The sequence below is a fragment of the Fimbriimonadaceae bacterium genome (assembly GCA_019638775.1).
Taxonomy (GTDB): domain Bacteria; phylum Armatimonadota; class Fimbriimonadia; order Fimbriimonadales; family Fimbriimonadaceae; genus JAHBTD01.
In genome coordinates this window covers 1-6,234 of record JAHBTD010000052.1, presented here as the reverse complement: position 1 = coordinate 6,234, position 6,234 = coordinate 1, and the positions used below count along the sequence as shown (strand labels likewise).

The following is a 6,234-nucleotide window of genomic DNA, read 5'->3' as shown; positions in this document are numbered from 1 at the left end:
TCTCGTGCCCACTCCTGCGTCTTCATGTGTCATGCCAACTGTCCTAATCAGACATTCGAATTACGTCCGTTGCAACACGCAAGCTGTCATGGCTTGTGGTGAAGTGTCCTAATTGGGACAGTACCCTCAGTCGCAACTCGTTGAAACAACGACAAGCAGGGCGTATCCTTCACGAACAGGGGTAGCATGTGATACGGATAAAAATTGGCAAATCCGGCTCTCATGCGGATCGACGTAAGCATAGTTGGACAGAAGAGAAGACAACCCCGTGACAGATAGCCTTACCAAGCAGAAGCGCTCGGAGGTCATGGCCTCGATCCCTTCACGAGGCAATCGAGCGACGGAATTGCGGCTTGTCTCTCTCTTCCGTGAACGCGGTATTACCGGCTGGCGCCGAGGTCTATCGCTCCCGGGCAAACCCGATTTCGTCTTTCGTCGCGAACATATCGCCGTCTTCGTCGATGGTTGCTTCTGGCACGGCTGCCGCTGGCACTGTCGCATGCCGAAATCCAGACAAACTTACTGGGAACCGAAAATCAGCCGCAATAGGTCGAGAGACAGAGCTATCAGCCGAGTTCTTAAGCAAGCCGGCTGGCGAGTCCATCGAATATGGGAACACTCGCTTGCTCAACCCGACGCGGTCATCGTAAAGCTGCGGCTGGTCTTGAGAAGGGCAGCAAGACAGGGTACAAAGGCAACTTGAACACCAAAGAATTTGAGCAACTTCTTGACGGATTGTGTGGCCGCCTAACCCACGAGTGCTCGCAGGGAAAGCGGTTCACTGTCTCGAAGTCTTTTGAAAACCGCGTACGCGAAGTCATCCGTACGCTCCTTGAGCAATTCAAGATTCCTGTTGATTTCGCACCCCACCCATACGGGTTTCCCGACATCGTGCTTGGAGAATTCGGAGTCGAGGTCAAGTTCACCACAAACGACACATGGCGCTCAGTTGCGAACAGCGTTTTCGAGAGTTTCAGAAACAAGGACGTGAAGGCCATTTATGTCGTCTTTGGGAAGATGGGTGGCACCCCACAAGTGCGGTGGGGGCGGTACGAAGAGTGTGTAATGCACGTAAGAACCTCTCACGTGCCCCGGTTTGAGGTCGATCTGAACGCAAAAGAGTCATTGTTCAAGAAATTCGGCATTACCTACGACCAGTTTTCCGCCCTCTCGGAAGACGGGCGAATGAAATACATTCGAAAGTATGCCCGAGGGCGCATGAAGCCTGGTGAACGGCTCTGGTGGCTAGAGGAAGAGTCGAGTGACGGCCATAGCTTGCCAATGCAGGTTCAACTGTTTGCGAACCTAAATATGGAGGAGAAACTCAAGATGCGCGCCGAAGCAGCCCTGCTCTGCCCACAGGTTGTTGGGTCTGGACGTAACAGAACAAAATACATCGACCCGATTATGTTCTTGCTTACGTACCATGGCATTCTGGCGACGAGGGATGCATTCTCGGCAGGTAGCGCTGCTGGACCAGAGCGGGGCGGGATTTATGTCCAAAGAGCCCTAAAGCGCATTCAGCCGCAAATGATCGCAGCGGCTCAATACATGGAAGCGTCACTGTTCAAGGAGTATTGGGGGGGAAATGTGCCGCCCAACAAGCGGATACAAGAATGGCTGAGAATGGCAGATATTTACGCGAAGGGCGCCAATCCGCCTTGGAAACCTTCACGCGTTCTTTTTCTCGGAGGCGCGTAAGCACTCTAGGACTGCTTTCGCCACATTCCACGCGAGCACGGGAGGGACAGCATTTCCCACCTGTCGTTCCGTTTCCCGCAGGCCTGAAACGAAAAGGAATTTATCCGGAAAGGACTGGATTCTTGCCGCCTCACGCATGGAAATTCGCCTAGGAAGTCGGTAGTGATACTGAATATTCCCATGGCACTCCGCGCGAATCGTGTACCCTGGCCGATCCGCGACCAATCTCCGGTTACCCTGCTCGGGGCTCGTATTCGCGAAACTCCAGACATGATTGATCCTGGGATTCTCCGGCATATCCTCCAAGTTTCCGATCGCTTCCCTTGCCGTCATCCACGTCGCCGCACTGCGTTCCCCAACAGGTGGAGCATAAGGCGCAATACCCTTTGCCGTACCGACAAATAGGACGCGTTCTCGTGTCTGCGGAACCCCGTAGTCGGCAGCTTGATATAGTTGATAGTGCAGATTGTAACCCAAACCATAGAAATCGCCCAGGACTTGCCTCAGCCATTCATCGTGACGCAAGAGAGCCTTGACGTTTTCAGCAACAAACACTTTTGGCTTACAACGTCTGATTGCCTCAACCATAGCCTTGTACAAACCACTCCGCTTGCCGTTGACACCCGCTCGCTTGCCGTTGACCGATATATCCTGACATGGGAATCCGCCAATCAGAACATCCGCCTTGGTTGGTATGCGATCCAAGAGTTCCCACACATCACCCGTGGCGATCTCGTGGCCCAAGTTCCGGCGATAGGTCTTGCATGCCTCGACGTTCAAATCGTTCGCCCAAGCTATCTCGAAAGGTAGCGACCCGTACCGCCGACCGAAGACCTCAAACCCGCCCATAAACCCCAGATCCATGCCTCCACAACCAGAGAACATGGAAACCACAGAGTATTTCCTGGACGAGTCCTCACCTACACTTCCCCCTGAAACAGCATCACCGTATTTGCCATACTCCTCGCGAACCACCGAAGACCGTCTTCTCCTCGTCGATTGGTAGACACCCGGGCGCTCTTGCGACGGGCTACGCTGCTCATCACAGTAGGCTGCAGCCGACCTTCTGAACCAGTCTTTGAGGGTGATTCCCGCCATTGATAGCGTGGAGTACAACCGCCGCTTCAGTTCGGGCTCGATGTTTACGACAATTTTTCCTGAAATGCTATTCTGCGCCATATGCGTAACGTAACCAATGTCACACGATGCGCGCAAGTACTATTTTCGCCCGTGGGAGCTCGTCCCCAGATTGTGGCAATTCGGCTGGCGGAAAGCCGCGATTCCTTTAACATCAATGCGGAGATTTGGCAACCTAGACAAGAGCGTCGAACAACCGGCTTATCTCGTACCGAGGCCCGTAGCGGGCATTGAGCCGCTGAACCGCAGCGTCAATGCGGCAGAGCTGAGGACCGGTTTACGGCGATGTCATCTCGGTTCCGAACTTCTTCGCTTGGCCGAGAGCGGCCTTTCGAGGCCCGAGCTCATCGGGCGTTTTCTGTCCAATTAGCTACCGACTATCACAACTCAATCCTGCGCCTGGTCCTACAGGGCCAGGCCAGTTCCCGCCTCCACCGCTTGTATCATCCCCTTGCTGCCGACGGCGCGACGATCAGCCCCTTGCGCAGCAACACGCGCATGGCTTCATGCGCCGCGCGCACCTGATGGCACACGTTAGGCGACAGCAAACCATCGATTGACACGCGTCACGTGACGAACTACACCTGACGCATGATCAAGACATTTGCGGATCGACGCACCCAGGAACTATACGCCACAGGCAATGCCAAGCGGTTTCCGACGGATGTTGCCAAACGGGCTGCGCGCAAGTTGGAGTACGTCGACTTGGCTACGCGGCTGGATGACCTGAAAGTTTCGCCGGGCAATCGCCTTCATGCACTGGAAGGCGACCGAAGGGACAACATTCGATCTCGATCAATGACCGGTGGCGCATCTGCTTCCGGTTTGTGGCCGGCGACGCCTATGATGTCGAAGTTTGTGATTACCACTGAATGAGGTGAGAAAGATGAGCATTCCGAACACAACCAAGAGCAAGCGACGGCCTACCCATCCAGGCGAGATGCTGCGTGAAGACTTTTTGCCGGATTATGGACTGACCGTTTCCGGTTTGGCTGAAGCCGTGGGTGTCTCGCGGCAGTCGATTAATGAGGTGTTGCGAGAGCGCCGGAGTGTCAGTCCGGAAATGGCTCTGCGGCTGGGACGCCTGTTTGGCAATACTCCAGAATTCTGGCTGAACGCCCAGCAGGCTGTGGATCTGTGGGATGCCTCGGAGGCAATTGAGAAAGATATGGCGCGCATCAAGCCGCTAAATGCCGCATAACAAGCCCATCCAGCCGACGCCAAAAAGCGGCGCGGCCGATGGGCAGCGTCAATGCGGCAGAGCTGAAGACCGCTTTACGCCGGTTCAACCTCGATCCCGAACTTCCTCGCTTGGCCGAGAGCGGCCTTTCGAGGACCGAGCCCATCGGGCGTTTTCTGTCCAATTAGCTACCGACTATCACCACTCAATCCTGCGCCTAGCCCTGTTCGGCCATCGCGCTTCCCGCCGCCACTGCACTCATCACTCCCTCGCTGCCGACGGCGCGACGATCAGCCCCTCGCGCAGCAACACGCGCATCGCTTCATGCGCGGAACGGATCTTCGATTCCGCTAGAATGTGCACCTGGTCGCGCGTTCTCGCAACCGTCGCCAAGCCCTGTTCCTGGGCCTTGGTCGCCGTGGCCACGGCAAGCCGCATCGGCACCTGCCATTCCTCCATTGTCGGCAGAATACTCTCCTCATGGATGCCGCGCTCCCTGGCGCACAGGGCCAGTTCATGCGCCGCCGCGATCGCCATTTCGTCGGTAATGGCCTTCGCCCGCACGTCGAGCACACCGCGAAAGATGCCGGGGAACACGAGCGAGTTATTCACCTGGTTGGGGAAATCGCTGCGTCCGGTCGCCACGATGCGCGCGCCCGCCTCCTTCGCCTCCCAGGGCCAGATCTCGGGGACGGGATTGGCACAGGCGAACACAATGGCGTCCCGCGCCATGCCTTTCACCCATTCCGGCTTGATGATGCCGCCGGCCGAAAAGGCCACACAGACATCGGCCCCTCGTAACGCTTCTTCGATGCCGCCTCGTACACCGGCCGGATTGGTGTGACGACACACGTTCCATTGCTCGCTGAACGCCGAATCCTGTTCGTACTCCCGTCGGTGAGTTCCAAGGATGCCTCCCGCATCGCAGGCGACGATTCTCGCGGGATCGGCGCCGCACGCAGTGAGAAATCGATAGGTCGGCACGTTGGCCGCTCCCATGCCGATCATGGCAATGCGCACCTGCCCCATGTCTTTTCCCACCACGCTCAGCGCGTTCATCAACGCCGCCAGCAGCACCGTCCCGGTCCCCTGCTGGTCATCGTGCCAGACAGGAATCGGACTGATCGCCCGCAGCTCGCGCAGAATCCGGAAACACTTCGGCATCGCAATATCCTCCAGGTTGATGGCCCCGAAGGACGGACTGAGCAAGCGGACGGTCCTGATGAGTTCATCGGGATCTTTCGTGTCGAGACAGATCGGGACGGCATCCACCCCGCCCAGATATTTGAACAACATCGCCTTGCCTTCCATGACCGGCAATCCGGCACCCGGGCCGATGTCGCCCAGCCCCAACACGCGCGTCCCGTCGGAGACGACGGCGATCATGTTCCCCTTGTTCGTGTACTCGTAGATCGAATCAGGATCGGCCTGAATGGCTTTGCAGGGTGCGGCCACTCCGGGCGTGTACCAGACGGAAAAGTCTTCCAGGCTGCGGATCGCGCACTTCGGCATCGTCTGCATCTTGCCCTTGTAGTAGGCATGCAGGCGCAACGCGTCTTCCGCCGGTTTCGACGCCTTCGCCAACAGGTCGGCTCGTTCCGTCATCGTCTTCCCTCCTCCAACCTTGTCCCCTCACACCGCTGACACCGCTCCAGCCATCCATGCCCGTTCACGTGTCCATGGTCCGCCGCAACAATCGTGTCACCTCCGCATAGGATCTCGTGTTGAGGACATCCGCCTTCTGGAGCCAGCCCCGCCGCGCCTGTCCGACACCGAATCTCCTGTCATCGAGGTCAGCCGTGCTGTGCGCGTCGCTGTTGACGGCCAGCAGCACCCCCTCCTCCCGCGCCATCTGGCAATGGATATCCGTCAGGTCCAACCGTTCCGGATGGGCGTTCACCTCCAGGAAGCAGCCGCGCTCACGGGCTTTCCGGATAATGCGCACCATGTCCACGTCATAGGGCTCACGGCGACCGATGAGGCGGCCGCTGGGATGGGCCAGAATAGAAAAGTGCGGATGGTCCATGGCTTTCAGGATGCGGTCGGTTTGTTTCTGCTTGGAGAGATTGAAGCGGCTATGAACCGCGCCGACCACCAGGTCTAAGCGACCGAGCACGTCATCCGGCAAATCGAGCGAGCCGTCTTCGAGAATATCGACCTCAATCCCTTTCAACAGGCGCATGTCCGTGAGGTCCCTGTTCAACCGGTCGATCTCG

General features: G+C 57.4%; 7 protein-coding genes. 4 read left to right on the top strand and 3 right to left on the bottom strand.

Features of this window, described 5'->3' with window-relative positions; all coding sequences use genetic code 11:
- The first annotated feature begins 268 nt into the window (after window positions 1-268).
- Window positions 269-703, top strand: coding sequence for a very short patch repair endonuclease (locus KF784_19305; GenBank protein ID MBX3121213.1), 435 nt, complete (start codon window positions 269-271; stop codon window positions 701-703).
- Window positions 700-1,701 carry a hypothetical protein gene (locus tag KF784_19300; protein MBX3121212.1) on the top strand — a complete coding sequence of 334 codons (1,002 nt, stop codon included), beginning with the start codon at window positions 700-702 and terminating at the stop codon, window positions 1,699-1,701. The genes KF784_19305 and KF784_19300 overlap by 4 nt, the downstream gene beginning before the upstream one ends.
- Here the strand turns inward: KF784_19300 and KF784_19295 are convergent.
- The gene (locus KF784_19295; protein ID MBX3121211.1) at window positions 1,672-2,565 is read right to left on the bottom strand and encodes a DNA cytosine methyltransferase; all 894 of its coding nucleotides are present in this window, start codon (window positions 2,563-2,565) and stop codon (window positions 1,672-1,674) included. The two genes, KF784_19300 and KF784_19295, sit on opposite strands and share 30 nt — an antisense overlap.
- A gap of 864 nt (window positions 2,566-3,429) precedes the next feature.
- On the opposite strand from KF784_19295, the gene KF784_19290 reads away from it, so the two are divergent.
- The gene (locus KF784_19290; GenBank protein MBX3121210.1) at window positions 3,430-3,714 is read left to right on the top strand and encodes a type II toxin-antitoxin system RelE/ParE family toxin; all 285 of its coding nucleotides are present in this window, start codon (window positions 3,430-3,432) and stop codon (window positions 3,712-3,714) included.
- Between the two features lie 10 nt (window positions 3,715-3,724).
- A complete protein-coding gene (locus KF784_19285; protein ID MBX3121209.1) occupies window positions 3,725-4,039 on the top strand; it encodes a HigA family addiction module antidote protein in 315 nt (104 codons plus the stop codon).
- A 240-nt stretch (window positions 4,040-4,279) separates the two neighbouring features.
- Here the strand turns inward: KF784_19285 and KF784_19280 are convergent, their stop codons facing one another.
- Both KF784_19280 and KF784_19275 read right to left on the bottom strand, forming a co-directional pair.
- Window positions 4,280-5,623 carry an NADP-dependent malic enzyme gene (locus KF784_19280; GenBank protein ID MBX3121208.1) on the bottom strand — a complete coding sequence of 448 codons (1,344 nt, stop codon included), beginning with the start codon at window positions 5,621-5,623 and terminating at the stop codon, window positions 4,280-4,282.
- Window positions 5,624-5,687: 64 nt separating this feature from the next.
- On the bottom strand, window positions 5,688-6,234 hold a 547-nt coding region (locus tag KF784_19275), incomplete at its 5' end, for a PHP domain-containing protein (protein MBX3121207.1).